Origin of the sequence: Paenisporosarcina quisquiliarum, assembly GCF_027563315.1 — a bacterium.
GTDB classification, from domain to species: domain Bacteria; phylum Bacillota; class Bacilli; order Bacillales_A; family Planococcaceae; genus Paenisporosarcina; species Paenisporosarcina quisquiliarum.
On sequence record NZ_JAMKBJ010000004.1, the window covers coordinates 87,820 to 112,702 of the forward strand.

Annotated in this window: 27 protein-coding genes; 9 read left to right on the plus strand and 18 right to left on the minus strand. The window is 39.9% G+C overall.

What is annotated here, in order from left to right; all coding sequences use genetic code 11:
• Positions 1 to 118 precede the first annotated feature (118 nt).
• Complete coding sequence (gene abc-f / locus M9R32_RS06285) at positions 119 to 1,765, minus strand: ribosomal protection-like ABC-F family protein (RefSeq protein ID WP_269925879.1); 1,647 nt, start codon at positions 1,763 to 1,765, stop codon at positions 119 to 121.
• A gap of 315 nt (positions 1,766 to 2,080) precedes the next feature.
• Positions 2,081 to 2,929: a helix-turn-helix domain-containing protein gene (locus M9R32_RS06290; RefSeq protein WP_269925880.1), complete on the minus strand. Its 849-nt coding sequence runs from the start codon at positions 2,927 to 2,929 to the stop codon at positions 2,081 to 2,083.
• Positions 2,930 to 3,046: 117 nt separating this feature from the next.
• Between M9R32_RS06290 and M9R32_RS06295 the strand changes: the two genes are divergently transcribed.
• On the plus strand, positions 3,047 to 3,205 hold the full coding sequence (locus M9R32_RS06295) for a hypothetical protein (protein WP_269925881.1): 159 nt from the start codon (positions 3,047 to 3,049) through the stop codon (positions 3,203 to 3,205).
• A gap of 153 nt (positions 3,206 to 3,358) precedes the next feature.
• Here the strand turns inward: M9R32_RS06295 and M9R32_RS06300 are convergent, their stop codons facing one another.
• The 6 genes from M9R32_RS06300 to M9R32_RS06325 all read right to left on the minus strand — a co-directional run bounded on the left by M9R32_RS06300 (position 3,359) and on the right by M9R32_RS06325 (position 8,218).
• A complete protein-coding gene (locus M9R32_RS06300) occupies positions 3,359 to 3,718 on the minus strand; it encodes an MmcQ/YjbR family DNA-binding protein (RefSeq protein WP_269925882.1) in 360 nt (119 codons plus the stop codon).
• A gap of 1 nt (position 3,719) precedes the next feature.
• Positions 3,720 to 4,580, minus strand: coding sequence for a GNAT family N-acetyltransferase (locus M9R32_RS06305; protein ID WP_269925883.1), 861 nt, complete (start codon positions 4,578 to 4,580; stop codon positions 3,720 to 3,722).
• Positions 4,581 to 4,687: 107 nt separating this feature from the next.
• The gene (tatC, locus tag M9R32_RS06310; RefSeq protein WP_269925884.1) at positions 4,688 to 5,509 is read right to left on the minus strand and encodes a twin-arginine translocase subunit TatC; all 822 of its coding nucleotides are present in this window, start codon (positions 5,507 to 5,509) and stop codon (positions 4,688 to 4,690) included.
• Positions 5,510 to 5,521: 12 nt separating this feature from the next.
• A complete protein-coding gene (tatA, locus tag M9R32_RS06315; RefSeq protein WP_269925885.1) occupies positions 5,522 to 5,722 on the minus strand; it encodes a twin-arginine translocase TatA/TatE family subunit in 201 nt (66 codons plus the stop codon).
• Positions 5,723 to 5,738: 16 nt separating this feature from the next.
• Positions 5,739 to 7,451 (minus strand): GMC family oxidoreductase, encoded by a 1,713-nt coding sequence (locus tag M9R32_RS06320; RefSeq protein WP_269925886.1) that lies wholly within the window; start codon positions 7,449 to 7,451, stop codon positions 5,739 to 5,741.
• A 17-nt stretch (positions 7,452 to 7,468) separates the two neighbouring features.
• Complete coding sequence (locus M9R32_RS06325; protein ID WP_269925887.1) at positions 7,469 to 8,218, minus strand: gluconate 2-dehydrogenase subunit 3 family protein; 750 nt, start codon at positions 8,216 to 8,218, stop codon at positions 7,469 to 7,471.
• 137 nt (positions 8,219 to 8,355) lie between these two features.
• On the opposite strand from M9R32_RS06325, the gene M9R32_RS06330 reads away from it, so the two are divergent.
• The 5 genes from M9R32_RS06330 to M9R32_RS06350 all read left to right on the plus strand — a co-directional run bounded on the left by M9R32_RS06330 (position 8,356) and on the right by M9R32_RS06350 (position 12,728).
• Positions 8,356 to 9,000: a hypothetical protein gene (locus M9R32_RS06330; protein WP_269925888.1), complete on the plus strand. Its 645-nt coding sequence runs from the start codon at positions 8,356 to 8,358 to the stop codon at positions 8,998 to 9,000.
• Positions 9,001 to 9,156: 156 nt separating this feature from the next.
• On the plus strand, positions 9,157 to 9,744 hold the full coding sequence (locus tag M9R32_RS06335) for an RNA polymerase sigma factor (protein ID WP_269925889.1): 588 nt from the start codon (positions 9,157 to 9,159) through the stop codon (positions 9,742 to 9,744).
• Positions 9,725 to 10,486 (plus strand): anti-sigma factor, encoded by a 762-nt coding sequence (locus tag M9R32_RS06340; protein ID WP_269925890.1) that lies wholly within the window; start codon positions 9,725 to 9,727, stop codon positions 10,484 to 10,486. Before M9R32_RS06335 ends, M9R32_RS06340 begins: the two co-directional genes overlap by 20 nt.
• A 234-nt stretch (positions 10,487 to 10,720) precedes the next feature.
• A complete protein-coding gene (locus M9R32_RS06345; protein ID WP_269925891.1) occupies positions 10,721 to 12,082 on the plus strand; it encodes a copper amine oxidase in 1,362 nt (453 codons plus the stop codon).
• Between the two features lie 4 nt (positions 12,083 to 12,086).
• Complete coding sequence (locus M9R32_RS06350; protein ID WP_269925892.1) at positions 12,087 to 12,728, plus strand: class F sortase; 642 nt, start codon at positions 12,087 to 12,089, stop codon at positions 12,726 to 12,728.
• A gap of 16 nt (positions 12,729 to 12,744) precedes the next feature.
• Here the strand turns inward: M9R32_RS06350 and M9R32_RS06355 are convergent, their stop codons facing one another.
• The 7 genes from M9R32_RS06355 to M9R32_RS06385 form a co-directional block, all read right to left on the minus strand.
• The gene (locus M9R32_RS06355; RefSeq protein WP_269925893.1) at positions 12,745 to 13,293 is read right to left on the minus strand and encodes a DNA topology modulation protein; all 549 of its coding nucleotides are present in this window, start codon (positions 13,291 to 13,293) and stop codon (positions 12,745 to 12,747) included.
• A complete protein-coding gene (locus tag M9R32_RS06360; protein ID WP_269925894.1) occupies positions 13,274 to 13,645 on the minus strand; it encodes a VOC family protein in 372 nt (123 codons plus the stop codon). Before M9R32_RS06360 ends, M9R32_RS06355 begins: the two co-directional genes overlap by 20 nt.
• 43 nt (positions 13,646 to 13,688) lie before the next feature.
• A complete protein-coding gene (locus M9R32_RS06365; RefSeq protein WP_269925895.1) occupies positions 13,689 to 14,030 on the minus strand; it encodes a DUF6054 family protein in 342 nt (113 codons plus the stop codon).
• A gap of 115 nt (positions 14,031 to 14,145) precedes the next feature.
• The gene (locus M9R32_RS06370) at positions 14,146 to 15,363 is read right to left on the minus strand and encodes an MFS transporter (protein WP_269925896.1); all 1,218 of its coding nucleotides are present in this window, start codon (positions 15,361 to 15,363) and stop codon (positions 14,146 to 14,148) included.
• Between the two features lie 292 nt (positions 15,364 to 15,655).
• Positions 15,656 to 16,465, minus strand: coding sequence for a zinc transporter ZupT (gene zupT / locus M9R32_RS06375; protein ID WP_269925897.1), 810 nt, complete (start codon positions 16,463 to 16,465; stop codon positions 15,656 to 15,658).
• Positions 16,466 to 16,851: 386 nt separating this feature from the next.
• The gene (locus tag M9R32_RS06380) at positions 16,852 to 17,502 is read right to left on the minus strand and encodes a uracil-DNA glycosylase (protein ID WP_269925898.1); all 651 of its coding nucleotides are present in this window, start codon (positions 17,500 to 17,502) and stop codon (positions 16,852 to 16,854) included.
• A 57-nt stretch (positions 17,503 to 17,559) separates the two neighbouring features.
• A complete protein-coding gene (locus M9R32_RS06385) occupies positions 17,560 to 18,180 on the minus strand; it encodes a phosphatase PAP2 family protein (RefSeq protein WP_269925899.1) in 621 nt (206 codons plus the stop codon).
• 176 nt (positions 18,181 to 18,356) lie between these two features.
• Here M9R32_RS06385 and M9R32_RS06390 point away from each other — a divergent pair, with 176 nt between their 5' ends.
• On the plus strand, positions 18,357 to 18,701 hold the full coding sequence (locus M9R32_RS06390; RefSeq protein ID WP_016429662.1) for a YflT domain-containing protein: 345 nt from the start codon (positions 18,357 to 18,359) through the stop codon (positions 18,699 to 18,701).
• A gap of 65 nt (positions 18,702 to 18,766) precedes the next feature.
• Here M9R32_RS06390 and M9R32_RS06395 read toward each other — a convergent pair whose 3' ends face one another.
• On the minus strand, positions 18,767 to 19,624 hold the full coding sequence (locus M9R32_RS06395; protein ID WP_269925900.1) for a DUF6612 family protein: 858 nt from the start codon (positions 19,622 to 19,624) through the stop codon (positions 18,767 to 18,769).
• A gap of 134 nt (positions 19,625 to 19,758) precedes the next feature.
• Here M9R32_RS06395 and M9R32_RS06400 point away from each other — a divergent pair, with 134 nt between their 5' ends.
• Positions 19,759 to 19,896, plus strand: a complete 138-nt coding sequence (locus M9R32_RS06400) for a hypothetical protein (RefSeq protein WP_269925901.1) — start codon at positions 19,759 to 19,761, stop codon at positions 19,894 to 19,896.
• A gap of 72 nt (positions 19,897 to 19,968) precedes the next feature.
• On the opposite strand, the gene M9R32_RS06405 is transcribed toward M9R32_RS06400, so the two are convergent.
• Positions 19,969 to 21,456, minus strand: coding sequence for a peptide MFS transporter (locus tag M9R32_RS06405; RefSeq protein WP_269925902.1), 1,488 nt, complete (start codon positions 21,454 to 21,456; stop codon positions 19,969 to 19,971).
• A gap of 262 nt (positions 21,457 to 21,718) precedes the next feature.
• Between M9R32_RS06405 and M9R32_RS06410 the strand changes: the two genes are divergently transcribed.
• On the plus strand, positions 21,719 to 23,431 hold the full coding sequence (locus M9R32_RS06410; protein ID WP_269925903.1) for an ABC transporter ATP-binding protein: 1,713 nt from the start codon (positions 21,719 to 21,721) through the stop codon (positions 23,429 to 23,431).
• A gap of 49 nt (positions 23,432 to 23,480) precedes the next feature.
• Here the strand turns inward: M9R32_RS06410 and hflX are convergent, their stop codons facing one another.
• Positions 23,481 to 24,752, minus strand: a complete 1,272-nt coding sequence (gene hflX, locus M9R32_RS06415; protein WP_269925904.1) for a GTPase HflX — start codon at positions 24,750 to 24,752, stop codon at positions 23,481 to 23,483.
• Positions 24,753 to 24,883: the final 131 nt, after the last annotated feature.

Genomic DNA, 24,883 nt, shown 5'->3' on the forward strand with positions numbered 1-24,883 from the left:
GCTTCAGTATGTATATCCTTTTTCTTTTACCCGTTTGTAATAGGAAGTATGCACATTTCCCTATGCTTATTTTCAAAAAAACACATCCACTCGATTAGTTTAACCGAGTGGACGCAGCTTACTCCTTTAAAGCCTTGATTTGAACAGTTAATTCATTGAAACGTTGGTCAAGCGCATCATATCTCACATCGTGTTTTGGTATAAAACTGATTTCTCCTAGGATTGCCTGTCGCTCAGTCTCAAGCATTAATAGTTGTTGCTGTTGTGCTGTTTCTACTTGGCGATTTTGCCATTCTTTATAACTCATGTCGATTTTCTTCATACTTCCTTTTTCAAAGACCAACAGCTTGGTAGCGATTTTCTCAAGAAAGTATCGATCATGCGTCACAAAGATGATGGTTCCCGAATACATCTCCAAAGTTTGTTCAAGCTGTTCGCGAGAAGGTAAATCCAAGTGATTGGTCGGTTCATCTAGCAGCAATACATCTTTTTGTTCGAGCATGAACGCCATCAATTTCAATTTCAATCTCTCTCCCATACTCATCAAGCCAATCGGCAAGTGCCAATGTTCTTTCCCGAACCCCAAGTTTGTCATCAATGTTTGAATCAATCCACGCGAATCAAAATCACGAGGAGCAAACCATTCATCCGGTGACTTTTCTTCTGGTAAATCATCTATGGATTGTCGCAAGTAGCCTATACGCTTTGCATTTGTTTTCCACAGTTCTCCTTCGTATGGCTCTTCTTCCATAAGCATTCGTAACCACGTTGTCTTTCCACATCCATTCGGACCTACGAGTGCCACTCTTTCTCCTTGCTTAATGGTAAATGAAGCATCTTTCCAAAGTGTGTGACTTCCGAAAGTCTTAGTAACGCACCTGGATTCAATCACGCGGTTTCCTTGCTTACGGTTTGCTTCTATTGAAAAAGATACTTTTTTCTCTTCTGTCGGTCGATTGAGTTCTGCTTTTGCTTTTTCTCCCTCAAGCCGCTTGCGTTTTGAACGGACCTGAGAATCCATTCTCTTTGCTTTTACCCGATGATATTCTTTAAATCCCTCTTGCTTCGTCGATTGTGAATGCGCTTTTGCAGACCAATTTTGAAGTTCAGAAATCTGTTCATCAATCCGGGCAATTTTCTTCTGTTGCACCTCATACAGGTGAGCCTGCGCTTTTCTTTGTTCTTCTTTATGATGGCGAAAAACCGAATAATTCCCTTCATATGCTTTGACACCTTGATGTTCTATCTCCCAAATCGAATCAGCCACTTCATCCAGGAAATGCCGATCATGTGAAACGACCAGAACTGTTCCCTTATATCGCTTAACTTGTACGATTAATTCTTGTAGGCTCTGTTGGTCCAAATGATTCGTCGGTTCATCTAAAAGCAATAATTGAACCTTGTTCGAAAAAGCTTCCACCAATCTTTGTTTCATTTGTTCTCCACCACTCATTAATTCATATGCGCGACCTTTTGGGATATGCCATTTTGGTAATCCACTCTTTTGAGCAAGAGAGAGTTCTTGTACTTCAGTTACTTGTTGCTTAAAATAATGCATCGAAGGAATGCCACCATACCACTGAATGAAACCTTTACTAGGCTCCATTTCATTCGCTAATACAGACAGTAGCGTTGATTTTCCTTCACCATTTGCACCGACAATTCCGATGCAGCCTCCAGAGTGGATATCCATTGTCACATCTTTCACAATCGTCTTCATTCCAAATTGAATCGATAAGTTTTGTAATTTCCCAAGTAATGTCATCTAAAATCCCCCAATATCGGAGCAATAAAAAAATCCTCCGTTTTAATACGGAAGGATTCACTGGTCATTTATAGTCATCACAAAAAAGCTCTTTCTATACGAAAAGAGTGGCGATGAAGGGATAAATGGGCAGACGAATCCAATTTCCGTTTTGCAAAAATGTTCATTTGCATCGAAATCAGATTAGAAATCCATCAGTCACCCGTCATCCCTTCATACTTAGTAAAAAAATTATACCATAACACTTTTCAATTGACGCGCAATTTTGTCCATTTCGAAATCACTTACTAAACCATGCCATTTATCTGTCCTTTATTAAAGTAATTTTTGAGCATATTCCTGAAAAATTTTCTCAAATTGAAAAGCTTCTGCCAAATGCATTGCCAGTAAAGATTCTTCAATATTTTTTCTACCCTTGGTTTCATTTCCAGTTTTGAACAAATAAACACCTTTTATGAATTTCATAATTACTTTTTCCAATAAATATGTTTCATCTATCTCTAACTGATCTATTATCTTTATAAATTCGTTAGCCTCATTTATTCGATTATTTTCTAAACAAACTAAAATAATATTCTCAAGTGTATTAATGAGTGTTTCAAAACTCTGACGATCTTTATGAAAAATCTGAGTTTTTCTCATTATTTCTTTTGAAAGCACAATTGATGTTTCAATTGGTAGGTAAGAGATCGAATCTGCGAACAGGACCACATCAAATTGTGTCCATACATCGCATTGAAAAAAATAGTCTGTCAAAAAAGCTACGTTATCATCAAAACCAACTTCCTCCCCCAATAAGCTTTTGTAATGAGATTCTAGAACAATAGCAGTTAGCTTCGAATAAATACTCGAAGTCTTCTCGTATATTAACCACTCTTCATCTACAAACCCTTTAAGCATTGTAGGATTATTTTCAATTACTGCCTTAGATAAGAATTCCAGCGATGAAGGGATATTTGTTTTTTGTGATGAAAGGAAAACAAATTCACGCAATGAGACTTTTATTTTATTCAAGAGGTGAAGTAATTTTTCCAAGGTTATATCAGATTCCAACCTTTCAAACCTTGAAATAGTTGATTTAGAAACGTATTGATCCGCTAAATCCTCAATAGTTAACCCTCTGCTTATTCTAATTTCACGAAATACTTCCCCATATAGCTCCAACTAAACACCCCAACATTCCCGTATAAGGGAATTATTTTTATATCCCATAAAAACGTGTGACTATTGTTTTATAAACTTTTTCAAACAAGTTTCATTATTAATCAGGAGGTGATGAATATGAGAAAACTAACTAAAGAATCGCTTTTCAGAATAGTCTCCCAAAAAATTAAGATAGTTAATCCTTTGAATGTCTCTACAGAAGTGATATTAAAAGAAATTCAATCTGACTTACTTTCAGAATTGAAACAGTATAAAGAAAATAAGTCTAAAAGATGAAAAACATATGCTGAATGATTCTTCTTTAACTAATGTAATGGTGACATAAATTAGTAAAATTTTTATTTTAACAAAGAACGTACGTAAATTAATTTACGTACGCCTTTATGTGGGGACTCTTAAGCTCCTGTAATGATGTGGCAGAATCACAGTTCATTGACCAGTCACCTCGTTTTGCAGCTTTTTCGTCAATCCCTTAAATACCAATTCATATGAATGCGTAATACATTCTTTGAAAATGGCGTCGGGTAAAGACCCGTTTAGCGCAAGCGAATTCCAATGAGTCTTGTTCATATAGTATCCCGGTTTGATATCTTCATATTCTTCACGAAGCATGTCCGCACGGTGTGGTTCACATTTCACCGACAGGATCGGCGTCCCCGACTTATCATGTCCAAACATGGCAAACATTTTACCGCCTACTAAATAACGCTCTGCATTCCAGTCCTTTTGGTAATCAAACTTTGCTCCTGGATGTCCCGCACACCATGCTTTCAATTCACTAACTTCCATATCAGAGCCCTTCTTCATGTACAAATTCTACGTGTATGGAATCTGCAATTTTACGATAGCCTATCTCTTGATAGATTTTGTTTGAAGTTGGGTTCAGCATATCTGTATAAAGTACACAGAAGTCATAAGTTTTGAGCAGCTCTTCACTTCCTGCAGCCACCATCGTCCGCGCATATCCTTTTTTTCGTTCCTCATGAGGGGTAAAGACGAATGATACGGTAACACCTCGATCTGAAGGCCGCGCTTTTTTCATCATCGATACAACTTTTCCATTGTCTTCCCAGAAGAATACTTCTTTATCATCCAAAAATTGCTTCACACGTTCATTGATGGCTTCGATTGGCGTATTTTTAAGTCCCGTATCTTGTTCAAAAGCTTTAAACCACTTTGCAAGTAGCGGCGCTTCGTCCTTCCTCGCATAACGCCACGAACCCGAACTTTTATCTAGGGATTGATCTACTTTATCCAGTCGGTACAGACCTTGATCCATTAACACCCTTGCTCTACTTTCCGTCAGCTCCTGCCATTTTTCAGAAAAAGCGTTTACGACGTGCTTCACTCCGACAGCCGACGGTACAGGGATTTCTCTTTTGAAAATTTCTTTCGCTGCAAAAGTCATAATGTCTTCCATTTTTGTTTCATCCATCACAATTAGATTTAGAGGATGAGGTGGTGTCATTTGAAAAAGAGCCACGATTTGATCGTCCACTTCCACTGTAGCCATGAACGGATTTTCATAACGCCCAGCTTTGATTCCTTGCAACACTCCGTAAAACAAACTATATACATCTTCATTTTCCGTTAAAAACGGCTTAGCTTTGTCCTCAAAATCTTGAGGATTCAGAAACATTTTAAATTTCATCTTACAATATCTCCCTATCGTTTTAATAGTAGATATTACACAATGCAACGTGGGATGTCATCCTTTTTTCCGAAATTTTTATACTCTTCAAACAAAAAACCATCTCCCTACTCTTGGGAGATGGCTAAAAGTTGTTTGCGTTCCAGTTTCGTGACAACCAAAATACTGATTTCATATAGCAAGATCATCGGAATGAGCACCAACAGTTGACTAACAAAGTCAGGTGGGGTCATAAGTGCCGACACAACGCCCAAAATGATATACGACCATTTTCGGACGTTTTTCATATTTTCCGAAGTCAAAATGCCAATCGTAGACAGGAACATGGCGATGATCGGCAACTCGAATAAAAAACCGAGTGGAACTGTTGTCATGAGCAGGAAGTGGATGTATTCACTTGCCGATACCATTACTTCGAAGTTCACTTCACCGATGTTAATTAAAAATTGATAACTCAATGGATTCACCACAAAGTAACCGAATGCAATTCCCATTAGAAAAAGCAACAGCATTAACGGGGAATACAACCCGATAAAGCGGCTCTCATTATGGTTCAGACCTGGTTTTACAAACTGCCATATAAAATGAAATATAAATGGCAATGAGAAACCAAGTGAAAGTGTACTGGAAATGGACATATAGAATTTTACAACTTCAAGTGGTCCGAGTACAATCAGCTCGTTACCTCTCGTAACGTATGGGAACCACATATTAATCGTGGAAAAGACAACAATGAAGAAAAATAGGAAAACGGCAACACTTTTTATGACTTGTTTTCGCAAATCCGATAAATGATCTACCAGTGTACCTTCATCGCCGACAGGAGTTACATCAGTATCAATCATTTCAGTTGTCGCCCCTACTTCTTCCTCCAATTTTTTGTCCAGTGGACTGATTATTTTCTTGTTGTGATGTTCGTATGGGTCCATAAATTACACCTTCTATACGATTTCTGATTTCTTTTCTTCTTTTTTCACTGGTTCGTCGTCATCCATTAAACCTCTGGTCGACTTTTTGAATTCCGAAAATGTCTTCCCTACTGCCGAACCGATTTCAGGTAATTTCTTTGGTCCGAATACGATGAGTACAATGACAAGAATGATAATTAATCCTGGTACACCTATTGATCCTAATCCACCCATTGGTATTCCTCCTTTTTTATACGAGTGATCCACTCGTTTTACTGTATTTGATGACACCTTCTGCGGCACGGTACGCGAGAGCACCGACTGTTCCTGTTGGGTTGTAGCCACCATTGTGGGCAAAGTTTCCTGCCCCGACGACAAATAGATTTTCGGCATCCCAATGTTGCAGATAGTTATTCACTACCCCTTCTTCAGGAGTTAAACTCATGACCGTACCACCCGTGTTATGCGTCGTTTGATAAGGGACAATATCGTATTGATCAATGGCACCTCGATTAACTACTGTTTTCGCGCCCATTTCCTTCATGATCTCTCCTGATTTTTCACTAATGAATTTGTGCAACGCGATATCTTGCTTAGTGAAGTTGTACGTAAGCTGCAATAAAGGTACACCATACGCATCTTTATACGTGCCATCTAGGGACAAGTAATTCTCTTTGTGTGAAATAGATGCCCCTTGAGCACCCACTGATAAGGTTCTTGTGAAATTATGGATTGATTGCTTTTTAAATTCTGCTCCCCAAGTTGGAGTGTCAGGTAGAGCTACGTTTGAGGCAATAGGTCTGGAACCTGTTTGTGTGATGGAAATATTTCCGCCATGAATGAAGTCCAGATTACTATGATCGAAACTATCACCATTAAAATCATCAATCGCCATCCCTAATGCCCCAGCTCCCATGAACGTATTGTATTGATCATCGAAGAATCCAGTAGCTCCTGGAAGGATTTGATAACAATAATTCCGGCCAAGTGTCCCTTTTCCAGTATCGGGATTATATTGCTCGCCGATTTTGGATACCATTAATAACTTCGTATTATTGAACACATAACTTGTTAATACGACTACCTCCGCTGGCTGAATGAATTCTTCCCCAGTCAACGTATCTACATATCGAACTCCTGTCACTTTGTTTCCACTCTTTAAGACTTCAACTACGTTGGCGTGGAAACGAACATCGAATTTGCCAGTTTTTCTTGCTGTCGGAACAACCGTAACTTCCGGTGAAGTCTTCGCTCCATACTCACAGCCAAATCGTTCGCAGAAGCCGCAATATTGACATGCATTGATTTGGGCACCATCTGGATTCGTGTAAGGCTCAGATAAATTCGCTGAAGGCATCATAAATGGATGGTAGCCCAGTTTAGTTGCTGCTGATTCAAACTTCTTCAAGATATGCGTTTTTTTCATCGGCGGGGTCGGATAGTCAGACGATCTTTCCCCCCAATGAGGATTGTTATTTTCCCCTGAAATCCCTGCCGTTTTCTCAAATTTATCGAAATAGGGTTCTAGCTGATCATAGGTAAGTCCCCAGTCTTGCAAAATATAATCATTGGATAATTTATTAGGTCCATATTTTTTCTCTGTCATTGTTTTAATTTGGAAGTCGTAAGGTAGGAATCTCCAAGTTTGTCCATTCCAGTGTGTACCTGAACCACCCAATCCTTCACCGAGTAAGAAGGACCCCATCTGCCGCATCGGTAACGCTGGCATCTTTCGATTATTTCTGAATGTGATGGTTTCTTTGGATAGATTTTGCATCAATTCATAGCGAATGGCGTAGCGATATTCGTCATGCACCATGGAAAAATCTTCAGTTCCACGTTCTTGACCACGCTCTAGCCCCACTACTTTCAAGCCTGCTTTCGTACATTCTGCCGCAATAATACCGCCTGTCCATCCTACCCCTACCGTTACAACATCAACTTTTGGTAAAGTTTTCACCATTTAGATTCCCCCTTTTTCTAGTGCATACTACCAATTGATTTTGGCTCGATTTTTTGGAATTCATCACTTTCAATAACATTGATGTATGCTGCTTGATGACCAGGGAATCCTTTCATTCTCCAACCATCCATATTATTATTGCCATTGTAAATCGGATCCGCATAAGCACCTTCCAGAGTCGCAGCTCTTAATAGTCGGAAGAAAAAGGCTGAAGAGACACCCTTCATAGGTACTTCATCTTTTTGGAATGCAGTTAATATTTCATCCATTTGCTCTGCTTCTATTTTTGAAAATCCATTTTTGAAGCGAGTTTGAGCCTCACTCTCTAGTTTCGCTACGGCTTGCTTGAAAATCTCTGCACGCGTTAAATTACTTTGGTACCCTTGTGTAGGCGCCCCTGACGCAAAAGGTCCCTGCATATATTCTTTCGAGTTACTACCATACTGTCCTGCCAATTGATTATCGATAAAATAAGGGACTCCAAGATCGATGGCGCCTGGACCTAAATCGTCCTTCGGAAAGATGCGTTCCGTTGCATTGGCCAATATTTGAAACTCCCGATCGTTTGTAAAAAACATACGGCCTTTGTTTAACGCGGCTTCTTGTTTATGTTCGCCTGATTTCGTTTCCGTTGGTGATGTCTTTGAATTGTTAGCATTATACCCTATCAATCCACCAAGGAGACTTCCTCCAATCAACGCTCCCGTTGCCACACCCGAAGTTTTTAAAAAGTCACGTCTTGAAAAATTTTTCGTTTTCTTTGCCATACCTTCACTCTCCTCAATTAAAATAGACTATCTTATCAATTTTGGGGTATATAGGATTGTAAATCTTTTGAATCACACTTTCACTATTAAAGGAACGAATATTCAGAAATTAGAATCATCATTTAGGAGGATTGCTTATGCACACAAATCTAACGTTAAAAGAAATTCCTTTCTTTTTGGGATGGAAAGATGACAGTTTGGATGTCCAGTATGAATACGATACTACCACCGCAGATTATGAACTCTCTCAAATATACAATGTCCAAATTGAGGAAGATTTAAACCGTTTTCAAATAGTAGATTTACCTTCATGGAAAGTGGCGTATACAGAAGAAATAACCGCCATGCAACATCGTGTGTATTTTTATAGATCCACAGCCATTCTAATAATGTCGCTTTTAATTCTCATTCCTGCTGTTTTCCTCTATTTCTATCAAGATAATATGTGGGTTCTGATTGGCGGAGTTGCCTACACGCTCCTTTCTTTTTTCTTAGTAGAATCTTACAACCAAGCGTTATTAAATAAATTTCAATATCATTTTAAGAATCATTTACAGCTAGAACAGCTGGTTGCAGCTAAATCGATCCCTTTTGAACCATCTGATCTCGACAAGAAGACATCTCCTGCAGTTGTTCGCAAAGATTCTTACCCACCAATCGTAGTTTCTAAAGTTGAGAAAGGCTCTGTGAATGAAGTTCGTTTTACAATGACTGAAGAAGGCATCAAACCCTTTGCTAAGGTTACAGAAAACTTATTCAATACCCTTAATCAATCAACTTAAACTTAAAAATTGGAAAACCATTTTGGTTTTCCAATTTTTTCTGTTTTAAAGTGAACTTTTTACGGTTGCCTTTCGTTTACCAAATGAGAGGAAGTTGTGCACACTTTCGACCTTCTGTATGATATAAATAGAATGTTTGTACAGAGGGGGGTAAAAATGGATAATTTCACTGATGCGCAGTTGTATGATCGGCTAAGGTCAAAAGACCAATCAGCCCTTGAAGAATTGTATGATCGTTACGAACGGCTCGTTTATTCCTTTGCGTATCGCATGACTCAAAATGCGCAATTGGCTGAAGATACTGTACAAGAAGTATTTATAAAGTTGTGGAAAGATCACGCACCCTATACCGAAGACAAAGGAAAGTTTTCTTCCTGGCTCTTGACCATGACGCGCAACACTTCACTAGATGCGTTGCGCAAAAAAGGCAAACAACAAGAAGTCGGCTTGCTCGATAAAGATGCCGAGCAAATGAAAGCATCAATTGATGAACTTCCTGAACAAATGCTGGAATGGAAAGAAAAAGGTACAGTTTTGCGAAAAGCCATCGATCGCTTAAAAGACGATCAGCGTTCAATTGTGGAGCTTTTCTATTTCCACGGTTTGTCACAGGAATCCATTTCAACAAAACTCGGCATACCGCTTGGAACAGTGAAGAGCCGTATTCGATTAGCACTACAGCACTTACGAAAACATTTAGAATCAGAAAGGGGGATGTCACCAAATGGACCGTCAGATGTGTAATCAACTCGTTGACTATTTTAATGAACAATTAAGTGAAGTTGAAAAGCATGCTTTCGAAAAGCATCTTGCTAGTTGTGAAGATTGCCAAGTGGAACTGGCTGAGTGGCAAGCGTTAACGGAAGATTTACCGTATGTTTCGGCTACAACCAATCCCCCCGAAGGCATGAAAGAGCGTATTTTAAGTGCTGTCTTTGAAGAAGAAACTTCAAAAGAACCAGTAGCAAATGTTGGCCCTGTACCCGTACTTCCTGTTAGAGACATTGATTCACCAATGAAAAAGAATCGTGTTCTATCATGGTTCCCTGCAGTAGCCGCTGCTTTGATGCTATCACTGGGAACTAATATTTTCTTGGCTTCACTCGTGAAGAATCAACAGGAAGATCTAGTAGCCCAAGGTGAAGCAGTTGATCAACTACTTGCTTATGTGAACTTAACCCCAGTTGAAGGGAATGCGTCCGGAACGGCTTCTATTGTAAAACATGGAGATGAAACACGAGTGGTTGTCCAAGCGAGCTCACTACCGGAACTATCCAATGACGAAGTGTACCAAGTATGGTTAATAGATGAAGAAGGTCCTAAACGAGCAGGCACATTCAAGTCTGATTCACAAGAAGGAGCAGTTGTTTTCACGCTACCTAAAGGAATGGATCGAGACTGGACGCAAGTTGCCGTCTCTCATGAACCGAATGCAGAAAGTGAAACACCATTGGGCAATGTATTGATGGCTTCTAATTTCAAATAAACGCTAATTGAGTGGGTTTTCGGACCTGCTCAATTTTTTTTTTGCTTTTTTTGTGTATTTGGAGAGACTTCCTCGTTCATTGGGGCAACTAAACCTTTCCTCCTCCTCATCAGTTTCTGCCTCGTAAAAAACTAATTTTAAAAATATTTAAATAAAAAGTGATCCAAATCAAAACTGCTTTCGTTAGCTATTCGAAACCAAAACAAAACCCAAAGAAAAAGGAGAGAATTTAAAATGAAAAAACGCACACTATTAGCTGTTCCATTATCAATGAGTTTACTGGTACCAACTGCAGCTTTCGCAAACGATCATGAAGGAAAGGCTACTGAAGGTAATGTAGATACAAGCGTATCGACTCCAGCATCGGAACTTCGTTCAGCTTTAGGTCATTTATTCACTGAACATGCTTTCCTTGCAGTTGAAACGTTGAAAAAAGGTGCGGATGGCACGGAAGACTTTGATGCATTAGCTGGAGCACTAAGTAAAAATACAGATGACTTAACAGCAGCAGTATCTTCCGTTTACGGTGAAGAAGCAGGCGCACAGTTTAAAACAATCTGGAGTTCACATATTGGTTACTTCGTTGATTATGCAACTGCTACGAAAGCGAATGATCAAGCCGGAAAAGATCAGGCAGTAGCAAACTTAGATAAATACATTGTGGAACAAGCAGCTTTCTTGGAAACAGCAACAGAAGGACGTTTGAAAGCAGCTGACTTGGAAGCTGGATTAAAAATGCATGTAGAACAACTAGTTTGGGCATTTGACAGCTATGTCGCTGGAGACTATGAAACTTCTTATATGAATGAACGTGAAGCAATCAAACATATGACAATGGTAGCAGCTGGTCTATCAACTGCAATTACAGATCAGTTCCCGGACAAATTTGAAAATTCAATGGCCGTAACACCTGCGGCAGATTTACGCGCATCACTTGACCAAGTATTTACTGAACATGCCGGGCTAGCGGTAATGGCTATGCAAAATGGCGTCGATGGTGATCCTGACTTTGATGCCTCTGCAGCAGCTCTGCTAGCAAATGCGGACGATCTATCTGCAGCAGTCGCTTCAGTTTATGGTGAAGAAGGCGGAGCAGCATTTGAAGAAATCTGGAAATCTCATATTGGCTACTTCGTTGACTATGTAACTGCTACAGCAAATGACGATCAAGCCGGAAAAGATAAAGCTATGGAAGAATTGGATGGCTATATCGTAGAACAAGCGGCTTTCTTGGCAACAGCAACAGAAGATCGTTTACCAGCAGCAGACCTTGAAGCCGGTCTTACAGAACACGTAGATCAATTACTGGCAGCCTTCGATCAATACGTTGCAGGTGATTATGAAGCATCATACGCTTCACTACGTGAGTCTTACGCACATATGTTGATGCCTTCGAAAGGCTTATCACAAACAATCGTTGATCAATTCCCTGATAAATTCAGTGGACAGTCTATGCCAGACGGAATGCCTAAAACAGGTATGGGTGGCACAGCGGACCAAGATGGATTACCTTATGAGTGGTTCCTACTTGGTGGTTTAATAGCAGCAGCTTTAGGTGGCGCATTCACATTACGCAGACGCTCAAACGAGGCGTAATCGCTTGAAAAAATTACTAAGTGGTGTTCTGGGTGTTTCGTTACTTCTAACTGCTTGCCAAGCGGAAGAAGCAAGCCCAGAGCCAGCAGTAGAAAAACAAGAGGCTTCCAGTGAGGAAGCCTCTTCTTCTACAAAAGCAGCCTTAACTTTAAGCAATGGCCAACTAACTGCTTCCAAACTCATAAAAGATGAAAGACAGGGAATTGTCCCTTCCCGTCTCAAAATTCCAGCCATTAAAGTGGATGCACCTATTGGTCCCGCTGGATTAACTGAAGATGGGGACATGGATGTTCCGAATGATATTGTATCGACTGGCTGGTTTAAAGATGGGTATATGCCCGGTCAACCAGGAAACTCCGTTATCGCAGGACATGTTGACGGGAAAAATGGACCTGCTGTATTTTACGACATCGGAAAATTAAAAACAGGCGATGAAATTATCGTTAATGCTGAAGATGGTACTGAACTTGTTTTCATTGTGGACAGAGTTGAAATTTACCCTTTTGATGAATCCCCCCTAAGAGAAATTTTCGGATTCAGCACTGGCAGTAGATTAAACCTAATTACATGTACAGGTGAATACAATAAAAAAGGTTCCTATTACGAAGATCGTCTTGTTGTTTACTCTACATTGAAAAATTCCTAAAAAGAGTGAATCGTCCTTATGCGGACGATTCACTCTTTTCTACGTGCCAAATTTGTTGTAACCATTGATCTACTTCTTTAGGTGACTTTAATGTAACTACGTCTGTTTCTAGTTTGGCTAACATTGATAACATCTCTGGTCGTGCATCTTTAGGATAACGCCAAATCCATCTTACAAACTCCCAATCTATTTTTTCCGGACAATCCTTCCCCATATCCGGACGAGTTGTTCCGCGATACATCCACGCACGCTTACATGCGCGATAGAGGCAAAGGACATTCGAGAAATCAAGAAATATAATAAGATCTGCATACTTTGCCCGCAATTCGATAGTAGAATCATAATTCCCATCAATGATCCATTCGGGTTTCCTTAATTCCTTCTCTACTCTTTCCATAAACTCAGGGCGTGGCGACGGTTTCCAACCAGGTTGCCAAAACATGGCATCTAAATGGACAACAGGTAATCCCAATTTCTCACCTAATTGACGTGATAACGTGGATTTCCCTGCTCCGCCCGAACCCACGATCAGGATTTTTCTATGATTAAGCTGCGTCTTCTTCAAATGAACAGACTCCAATCGTATTGCCATCTAAATCTTTAAACTGAAAGAATTCCACGTTACCTCCAGTTTGAACCGGTGTCGCATCGACTCCTGCATCCAGCATGAAATGATGTGTAGCATGGATATCCTCGGTATAAAGATTGAACCACTCATGTTCTTTCGGTTGACTTGAACCCATTTGCGGATTTCTCACGAGCGTAAAAGCTGTTTCGCCATTTCCAATATCCATCGCAGCATAACCATTAACTTCATCGTGCCATCTCAAGGTAAATCCACACTTGTCTTCAAACCATTTGATTGAGCTATTTGTATCCTGTACAGGCAAAAATACGGTGTCAATTCTTTTGAACATAGCCGACTCTCCCTTATCACAGATATTTGGTAGCTTTATTCTATCAACTAATAATGTGTTGTGCCAGCGCATTTTCCACACTATTCGCAAAACTGTCGCCTGCTCCCCAATCAAATCTAAAGAATGGACTTTCTGAACTGCCAGAGGCTACCGCATGTACTTTAGTCACGCCACCGAAGTTATCAATGGTTACCGTCATTGATGAGCGATTACTCGTTCGCATAAAAAATTTTTCCAGGACAAATACCATGATTTGATGCTCTCCAGAGAAGCGTTCATAGAAATCGACGAGTTTCCCCGAGATAGTTCCCTTTATCACACCTTCATTAATTTTATTCATCGCCTCGTCAGGACTAATATTTATATTAAATTCTTTTATACTCAATTCCGATTCCCCCTTTTACCTGTTATACGGTTCTCGAGGATAAAAGGTTTCTGTACACTTCCAAAAAAATCCACAAAAAAAGGAGATTCTCTTCTAAAGAGAACCTCCCGACTTATTATTCAAGTTCCAACTGTTTCGTTTCTTTTCCTAAAAGCACAACTGCCAGTACACCAATGACGATAGCGATGCAGAATATGCTAAACACCCAACCGATATCGTAACCCCTAGCTACCAGCGTCCCGACCAATAATGGCCCTAAAATCCCGCCGATTCGACCAACAGCCGCAGCCATTCCTGCTCCTGTTGCACGAATGACAGACGGGTATTGTTCAGGTGTATACGCGTACAATGCACCCCATGCGCCTAAATTAAAGAAGGACAAAAATGCGCCAGATACAATCAGTAGCATCGTCGTATCCGCATTACCGAATACATATGCGCTCGCTGCTGTACCAAGTAAGTAAGTGACCAACACAAATTTGCGGCCCGCTTTTTCAATCAACCAAGCAGCCGTGAAATATCCAGGTAATTGTGCAAATGTCATGATCAGTACGTACTCAAAACTTTTAATCAACGTAAATCCTTTCATTACCATGACACTCGGTAACCATAGGAACATTCCGTAATATGAAAACACAACAGTAAACCATAAAATCCACAACATCAATGTTGGTTTCGCATATGCTTTAGACCAAACTGCTTTAATGTTTTGTCCATAGGTCCGTTCCCGCACTCGTTTTGCGGTAAATTGCGGTGAGTCCGGTAAATTCAATCGTAAGTAAATTGCATAAAGTGCTGGTAAAGCAGTAATGATTAAGGCGACTCTCCAGCCATACTCTGGAATAACAAAATAAGAAATAATTGCGGCAATCAGCCATCCAGCTGCCCAAAAACTTTCCAACAATACAACAACTCGACCACGTTCTTTTGCTTCCACACTTTCAGATACTAACGTGGATGCGACAGGAAGTTCCCCACCTAACCCCATTCCAACAAAGAACCGGAAAATCAAAAAGATGGCCAGTGATGCTGAGAATGCGGACAATCCGCTCGCCACCGAAAAGAGAACAAGTGTCACGATAAAGATATGTTTTCGCCCAACACGATCAGCGAAAATCCCAAAAACAAGTGCTCCTACTGCCATTCCGATGGAGTTAACACTACCTATCCATCCCATTTGACCTGGAGTCAAAGCCCATTCATTGGCTAAGGCTACGATAACGAAAGATAAAATTCCAACATCCATCGCATCGAACATCCATCCAAGCCCGGCAATTCCTAATAATTTATTACGGGAAATCGGTTTATTCTCTTTTTCTCTTACTGTAGTCATCTGAACTCCCCTTGTCTTGACACATGTCATCTTCTGTCTTTACACATCAGTATAGTTCTATAAAACCAATTCTACAACTCTCAAAAATAAAAAGCACATCTAAGACTTATTGATGTGTCTTATGCGTCTCAGTCTGACTTTTTAGTATTCACGTCGGAAAAACTGAGGTCGACGTCTGAAATTTGGGGTCCCACGTCGGAAAAAGCTGGATTGACGTCTGAAAACAACTTAAATCTAAAAAGAGCGAAATGACTAGTGTCACTTCGCTCCGTCCCTCTTAACTGAATCCATTTTAAGCAATCAATAGTAAACTTAACGCCATTACAGCCATTCCACCAACTACCCCATAAATGGACAGGTGTGCTTCGTCGTATTTTTGTGCGGCCGGCAATAACTCATCCAATGAAATAAACACCATGATGCCCGCTACCGCTGCAAAAATCATACCGAACATGATGTCATTTAAGAACGGCATTAAAATCAGGAAGGCAACAATCGCTCCTACTGGTTCTGCGAGACCGGACAAGAACGACCATTTGAACGCTTTCTTACGATTCCCTGTAGCATAATATATAGGCACCGCAACTGCAATTCCCTCTGGAACATTGTGAATCGCTACAGCAACCGCAATCGCTATTCCCAAATTCGGATCTTGCATAGCGGAAACAAACGTGGCAATTCCTTCCGGGAAATTATGAATACCGATTGCAAGCGCAGTAAACAAGCCCATTCTCATCAGTTTGGTGTATTCATCGTCTGATGGCTTAATATCCATTTCTTCCACACCTTTTACTTCATGCGGATTAGTGGATTTTGGCAGTAATTTATCAATTAACGCGATCAGTAAAATCCCGCTGAAAAACCCAATGACCGTTAACCAATAGCCCTGTGATGAACCAAGTTCATTAACCAGTGCATCCTTTGCCTTTACAAAGATCTCAATCATCGAAACGTAAATCATTACACCCGCTGAAAAGCCTAATGCTAAAGATAGAAATTTTGTGTTCGTCCGTTTGGTCACAAAAGCTAATAAACTACCAATTCCAGTGGCCAACCCCGCAAACACGGTTAATGCCAACGCAAATAATATATTCCCTTCCATACGCTCAACTACTTTCTCTGACAACTGTTGGGTTAATTGTATGAGATAAGTTTCCTATACGCAACTTCCTTTATTAAAAAATAGAATAAATCTGATAATAACGTATAACTTAACTTTCTCAGCTGAAAAATATCACCATCTACGTAAAATTGCTATAAACAAATTTCTTGGTTGTAAAAATCGCGTTTGACGTAGGAAATATTGGCCTTGACGTAGGAATTATGGACGTTGACGTTGTAATTATCGACGGTCACGTTGTAAAACCATTTTTTGGCTAGTTCAAGTTAGTCCAGCGCAAGCCCAAGAAAAGCGTAGCAGTCATAATTCCATGTAGTCGGCTATTATTTCCGTGATTCACAGTGCATGTTTTAGAGCATACTCCAGAATCATACGGTTAACTCCTTCAAATATTGACCGATTTTTTGCCAGTCCTCTTCCACTTGTTCTCTTAAAGACGGTCTGTAAAAGACGGAAGCTGGATGGAATGTGGGAACAATCATATAGGTCTTTGATGTTAAGCTAAACTGTTTATCCTCAAGTTTATTTAAATATTGAATTGGTTGGATTAGTTTTTGTCCATGTAATTCAGTTACCTTCGCTTTCTTCCCCAGTAATCTCTGTAAACCAATCGTGCCCAGCGTAACAATCAATTGTGGCTGCAAGTGTTGAATTTCATAATCCAACAATGGTGCATGAGCCAGAATCTCGGCCGGCTTTGGCGCACGGTTGTATGTTCGTTTCACGATCGTTCCATCCCGTTCTTTTTTTGTGCCCCATTTGTACGGTCGACTTCTGACAGGGCTGGTCATATAGACATCATCACGAGAAAAACCGATACTTTTCAACGACTTCATGAGCTCATCACCCGCCCGTCCGATAAAAGGAATGCCAGTTTCTATTTCATTCTCACCCGGCGCTTCACCAATCAACAGTAACTTTGGCGAGATACTCCCATGACTACGTACAAATCCTTGCACGTCGTATCCTTTAATACGTTTTTGTCCAAGTTCAACTAATTCATCCGGAATCGTAAACACTTCGTACCACCTCTTTCAAAAAGAGTCTTACGCCATTTATCTGACGTAAGACTCCGTTTATTCAGGTTGTGCCACTCTTTTTTTCATGTGACGATTACGCCACTCATACCAAACTACCGCCAGTATGAAGATTGAATAGCCGCACATCCAACCGGCAACTACATCTGTCCCATAATGATTATTACCCGCAATCCGCGATAAACCAACCAGCAAAGTAAAGAGTACGGCACTGATCCAGATGACAATCCGCCATTTTTCAGAAGTCAGATTTTCCGTTAAAAAATACGCATATGTAAAGATATACAATAACCCCACCATGGCATGATTGGATGGAAAACTGAAACTGGTCAATTGATGAGGAATATCAGGACGAGCCCGTTGAACCCATTCTTTTATTGCGAGATTTAATATGTTTCCTCCACCTACTGCAAATAGCACAAATAACATGCCGCGATAGTTGTGGCTTTTAAATGCAAGGTAGACAATCAAGAGAACAGCTGCTGAGACAATCCAAATCGGTTCTCCAAAGTAATGGAAGAATCGAATAAATTCGTTTCCAATTAGTGCTTCCGCTATTTCTTCATCGAATTCAACCATTTCATTGTGAGTAAAACTGAAAAACAGAGCAATGAAGCCAATAAACGTGACAACCGCTAAAGGATAAAACCATTTTTTCATATCATTCACGCTCCTTATTAAAAGTTATCTTATCATATTCTTATAAATCCTTTCCCATTAATCTACCTGTCGTCTAAGACTTTCGATTGAAATTCAGCTCATTTCGTTTAATTTAGCCCGAGGGTGGTAAAGTACTATTGTGAGTCAGAATAAACGATTTGAAAGGAGATTTTAAAATGAGTGTAACCTACAAAGAGTATTTAACAGATGATGAAGCAATTCGCGGAATTCAAGAGATTAAAGCCAAAGGTGTACATGAGGACGATATTTACGTACTTACTCATGAAAATCATCGTACAAATCAAGTAGCTGATATGGCAGATGCAAATACAGTCGGTGTTGCTGAACAGGGATTAGGTACATCCTTAGCAAATGTTTTCCGTAAAAAAGGAGACGAACTTCGAGCACAATTTGAAGAGCTTGGTTTTAGTCAACCGGAAGCCGAACAATTAGAAGAAAAACTTGATGAACATAAAGTGGTAGTGGTGGTTAAAAATACACCAGCCGGATTTACTTATTAATTAACTAAACCTATATACTCTATATGAAAAAACAGCCTTCCCGATAAATTGGGAAGGCTGTTTTTTTACATTTCTTGTGCGTTATCCAGTACTTCTTGGGGTACAACAATCTTTTTAAGACCATTGTAATTACTAAAAGTAGATTTCATGTCTTGGTATAGGTTCATTTCTTCCCCATCTACCGCCATCGACATATCCATCACCATATTTAATGCTGTTGTATTGAATGTTTCTTTATCAATGAAAATTTCGTAATCCACTTTTTTAATTTTTAATTCTTTCAACATTTCCTGTTGATCTGAACCCAGTTCCGGCATGGTTTCTGCTAATTGTTTTTGAATCAATTTATTAAACTTCTCACCGGACGCAGACAAATTTAAGATATATTCCTTTTCATTTTGCTCAAATGTAAATTCGTCCATAAACGTTTCTAAGTCTTTCAGTTGTTGTGACGGGTCTGCTTGTTTTTGTGAGACGGCCATCATTTGCTCGTACATATCCGCCGACAACTTCATCCATTGCTGTGACATATTATCGTGCGTAAAGAATCCATCTTCCGTCATGTAGCTTTCCATTTCAATCTCCTGAGGCTGACCTGAAGACTCTTCACCTGGAATCTTTGTCGATGTAGTCCCTTTTTGATGCATGCTCAAAGGTTCCACAATTAAATCCATTGTCATTTTTGAAGTGGTATCCATCGCTACATCTTGCCCGGGAACTTCAATTTTTTGAACCATATCTAGATTTGCACTAAGGCTTTCAATAGATTCAGATTGTGCTAATGACTTCTCGAATACTTGTTTCAGTGATAAATCACTTGTATTTTCTTCTGTCGTATCGGAAGTTGGAGTTGCTGAAGAATTACATGCTGCTAAGCTTAACGCTAATGCGCCAGCAGCCATGAGTGTCATCCACTTTTTCATGTTGTCGCCACCTTTACCTCAATTTTCTTTCTTCTTATATAAGTGTATCTTGAAAAGGTTTCAATTGGAAATCTTTTTTGAGTTAAAGGGATTTTTTCCCTTTTATTGAATAAGTATTTTGAGGAGTGATTTCAATGAAGGATTTGGAAAAAGAATACCCTGTTTTAAAAAAAGACAGACAATATCGAATGCGACAGCAGAATGAAAAAAGGGGAATTCTAAAATGGCTGACAGTATTCTTCAATGTGATTTTGAAAGTAATTTTTAGATAATGGAATTGTTATCTCTATTACAAGTCCATAAAAAAATCCTACCGACAAGTTATCGGTAGGATTTCTGTTTTATTAACGTATGCCACGCATGAACTTCTCAATTTTTGGTGAAAGAATGTACATCGCTAAACCGATTAACATCGCAACGGCACCGATGACACCGAAATAAACGATCTCACTTTCAGGATTGTAGAATTTCACAACTTGCGCATTAATTGCTTGAGCAGAAGCACTTGTTAAGAACCATAAGCTCATTGTTTGAGCCGCAAATGCCGCTGGCGCAAGTTTCGTAGTTGCTGATAATCCAACTGGTGAAAGAAGTAATTCACCAAGTACTACTAGGAAGAAACTCAATACTAACCACCATGGGCTAACAAGTGTTTCAGTTCCGTTCATGTATGCCGGAATGATCATAATTAGGAATGACATACTCGCAAAGAATAAACCAAGGGCAAATTTCTTAGGAGTTGACGGTTGTTTAACTCCAAGACGTACCCATAACCATGCAAATATTGGGGCTAACCCAATAATGAATAATGGATTTAATGATTGGAACCATGCTGGGTTAATTTCCCATGATCCAAGCATTAAGTCAGTACGCTCATCTGCGTATTGTGCAAGGATGATTGACCCTTGTTCTGCAATTGCCCAGAAGACCATCGCAGAGATGAACAATGGAATGTACGCAATAACACGAGATTTTTCATCTGCATTCGTTTTTGAACTACGATACATAACGATGAAGAAAATCGTAGGAATAACGATACCCAAGATTGAAACGATCATCGTAAAGACATCGATTGTCATGATTCCGTTAGTAATCAAGATATAACCAATAAGCAAGACAGCAACTAATCCAATCGCAATACGCGTGAATACAGTTTTACGCTCATCTTTAGACATTGGGTTTGGAACATACGACCCTGCAAGTCCAAGGTATTTCTTTTTCGTAATAACAAATACAACTAACCCTAGGAACATACCGATTGCTGCAAGTCCAAATCCTAAATGGAAGCTATAGTCCATTCCGACAGTACCTACAACTAATGGTGCAAGGAAGGCACCCATATTGATACCCATGTAGAAAATACTGAATCCAGAGTCACGACGAACGTCGTTATCTGCATACAAATCTCCAACGATGCTTGAGATATTCGGTTTCAATAAACCTGTACCAATAATAATCAAGGCCATTGAAACGAATAGCGTAGTGACTCCGCCTGGCAATGCCAATACAGCATGTCCTAGCATGATGGCTACCCCACCGTAGAATACGGTTTTGGTTGTACCGAATAGTCGGTCAGCAATCCATCCACCGATAATTCCTGACATGTATACAAGTGATCCGTATACCGCCATGATTGAGTTAGCAGTCGATCTTTCTAAACCAAGTCCACCTTGATTTAGTTCATAGTACATATAGTAGAGCAGGATTGCGCGCATTCCGTAGTAACTAAAGCGCTCCCAAAACTCTGTAAAGAATAAGCTTAATAAGCCTTTTGGATGTCCAAAGAATCCTTTTTGAGGAACCGACTGGACGATTTCTTGTTTTGTCGCCATTCTTTTCCCTTCTTTCTTCTTGAATTTAATATATACACATACCTTTTTCGAAAGATAAATGTGCACAATATACTGATAATAAAGGACCGATTGACTTATCAGTAAAAGACAACTTTTACATTCTAACTTGCACTCTTTTAATTGTCAAAAAACATTCGGAACTTGAAATACTTTGATTTCCTTCGCATTCAGAAGTTTTCTTTCGTCTTTAGGACCTTTTTCCGTTATAATTTCCAGTACTAAGAATACAAGGAGAACTTATATGATTCAGAAATTTTTTGCTTACTATCGACCCCATAAACGTCTGTTTATAATTGATTTCACCAGCGCCATTATTGTAGCCATTTTGGAGCTTGCATTTCCACTTGCTGTCCAGTGGTTTATCGACGAATTATTACCGACGGGGGAATGGGATCAGATTGTCACCGTCAGTGTACTCCTGCTTGCCGTCTATTTAATTAGTACCCTGTTGCAATTTATCGTCAGTTATTTAGGACACAAGCTTGGCATCAACATTGAAACGGACATGCGTGAACAGCTGTTCACCCACGTACAACGCCAATCCTTCCGCTTTTTTGACAATACCAAAACGGGTCATGTTATGAGTCGGATCACCAATGATTTATTCGATATTGGCGAACTGGCCCATCATGGTCCGGAAGATTTCTTTATCGCCATCATGACGTTTATCGGTGCATTTTTCATTATGTACAACATCAATCCTGAGCTTGCAATCATTGCGATTATTATGATTCCATTTTTGATTATCCTAGTCACTTTCAGCAATATCAAAATGAATCAGGCATGGAAGAACATGTACATAAAAATTGCTGATGTCAATGGACGTGTGGAAGACAGTGTTTCAGGCGTTCGTGTGGTTCAATCTTTCACAAATGAAGAGTTTGAAATCAATCGCTTCAAGCATGATAATGGGCAATTTAGACTAGCTAAACTTGTCGCTTACAAAGTAATGGCTGGTACACATTCCAGCATTTACATGATGACGCGCCTTATGACTTTGGTCGTTTTGGTTGTTGGCGCATGGTTCACAGTCAATGGAAAGTTATCCTATGGAGAGCTTGTCAGCTTTGTTCTATTCATTAATGTACTTATTAAACCAGTGGACAAAATCAGTGCATTACTTGAGCTCTATCCAAAAGGAATGGCTGGTTTTAGACGTTTCCTTGATTTAATCGAACAAGACCCTGAAATTAAAGATCGTCCAGATGCTAAGCAAGTGGAACATTTGCATGGCAATATTTCATTTAACAATGTCCATTTTAATTACGATCAACATCAAGAAGTACTGTCAGATATTAATCTCACAGTAAACGCGGGAGAAACCGTAGCGTTCGTAGGTCCTTCCGGTGCAGGGAAAACGACGATTTGTTCATTAATCCCACGTTTTTACGATGTCACGGAAGGTGCCATCACAATCGATGGTCTTGATATTCGAGATATGACCAAGCAATCATTGCGCGCACAAATTGGGATTGTTCAGCAAGACGTGTTCTTATTTACGGGAACGGTCCGGGAAAACATTGCATATGGAAAAAAAGACGCCACTGATGAAGAAATAATGGATGCTGCTAAAAAAGCGCATTTAGAAGAATTTATTTCCGAGTTGCCTGATGGATATGAAACTCAAATCGGTGAACGCGGCCTGAAATTATCAGGTGGGCAGAAACAGCGTTTAGCCATTGCTCGTATGTTCCTGAAAAATCCACCGATTTTAATACTGGACGAAGCCACTTCAGCTCTAGATACAGAGACGGAAAAAATCATCCAGTCAGCTTTAAGCGAATTGGCCGAGAATCGCACAACGCTTATTATTGCCCATCGTTTTGCAACCATACGTGATGCAGATCGTGTACTTGTCGTAACGAAAGAAGGAATTGCTGAAGAAGGTTCATACTCAGATTTAGTGGAAGCTGATGGACTGTTTGCTAGACTGCACAATATTCAATATCAATGAGTTAAATACAAACAAAAACGCATTCCCGAAAAATCGGGAATGCGTTTTTTTACTTATCGAGAACAAAATCATGGTACCGTTCATAATCGGCCTGTTTTAGTTCCACTTTTAATAATGTACCTTCTTCTTCATACTCAGACCCTTGTACAGAGGCTTGTTCGTTCAAATAAGACACGACATCTCCCCGGTCATACGGAATGAGCATTCGACACATCTTATAGTCGGCAAAAATATGTGTGCGAATCAGCTCAATCAATTCATCCAGGCCTGCATCTTCTTTGGCAGAAATCCAAATATTATTGCCACTCACATGTGGATAATTGACTCCGGCTAAATCAGACTTGTTGTATACCTCGACGGTCGGAACGTTTTCAACTCCAACTGCCTGCAACGTTTCATTCGTAACGTCCATCATGTAACGGTACTCGTCATTGGACACATCGACTACATGAAGAAGCAAATCAGCTTCTCTCGCTTCTTCCAACGTAGAACGGAATGCTTTTACTAAATGCGTTGGCAACTTGCTGACAAATCCAACCGTATCCGTAAGCAGAAATTCTTTTTGATCAGGCAAACGAATTTGACGGACTGAAGTTTCAAGCGTTGCAAATAACATGTCTTTTTCAAAAACTTGTTTGTCATCGATTAGCCCTGTCTTTGCAAGCAGGCGATTCATGATGGTCGATTTCCCAGCATTTGTATAGCCTACAATCGATACTACAGGTACTTCATTTTTCTTCCGTTGTTTTCTTTGCGTTTCGCGCTGGTCTTTTACCTGCTCCAGGTCACGACGAAGCTTGGCAATCTGGTCTTCGATTTTACGTCTGTCGAGCTCAAGTTTTGTTTCCCCAGCACCACGGTTTTTAAAGCCTCCACCGGTGCCGCCACCTTGACGACCAAGAGATGCGCGCAGTCCCACTAAACGAGGAAGCATGTATTGAAGCTGTGCCAATTCCACTTGCATTTGAGCTTCTCTTGATTTAGCCCGTCGAGCAAAAATATCCAAAATCAACATGGTACGGTCGATAACCTTACATTCCAGAGCCGCTTCCAAGTTACGGATTTGAGAAGGGGATAATTCATCATTGAAAATGACGAGATTCGCATCCGCTTCATCGAAGAAAGCTTTGATTTCATCGATTTTACCTTTTCCAACATAGTGCGCAGGGTTAACACGATCCAAGTTTTGCGTTACTTCCCCAACCACTTCCACATTTAATGCTTCCGCTAAGTTGTGTAGTTCTTCCAAGCCATATTCAAAATGTTCGTCTTTGTTTAAATTAACGCCAACAACAATGGCGCGTTCCATTAATTCTTCCATTCATGAATTCCTCCTCATTGTCCTACTGAGAGAAAATCGAAATCATCCTTTTACTACCGTAAATATTAGACAGAAAAAGAGAGCACACGAGTCGCTCTCTTTTTCTGAAAAGTATATTGGTTTTCAAAATG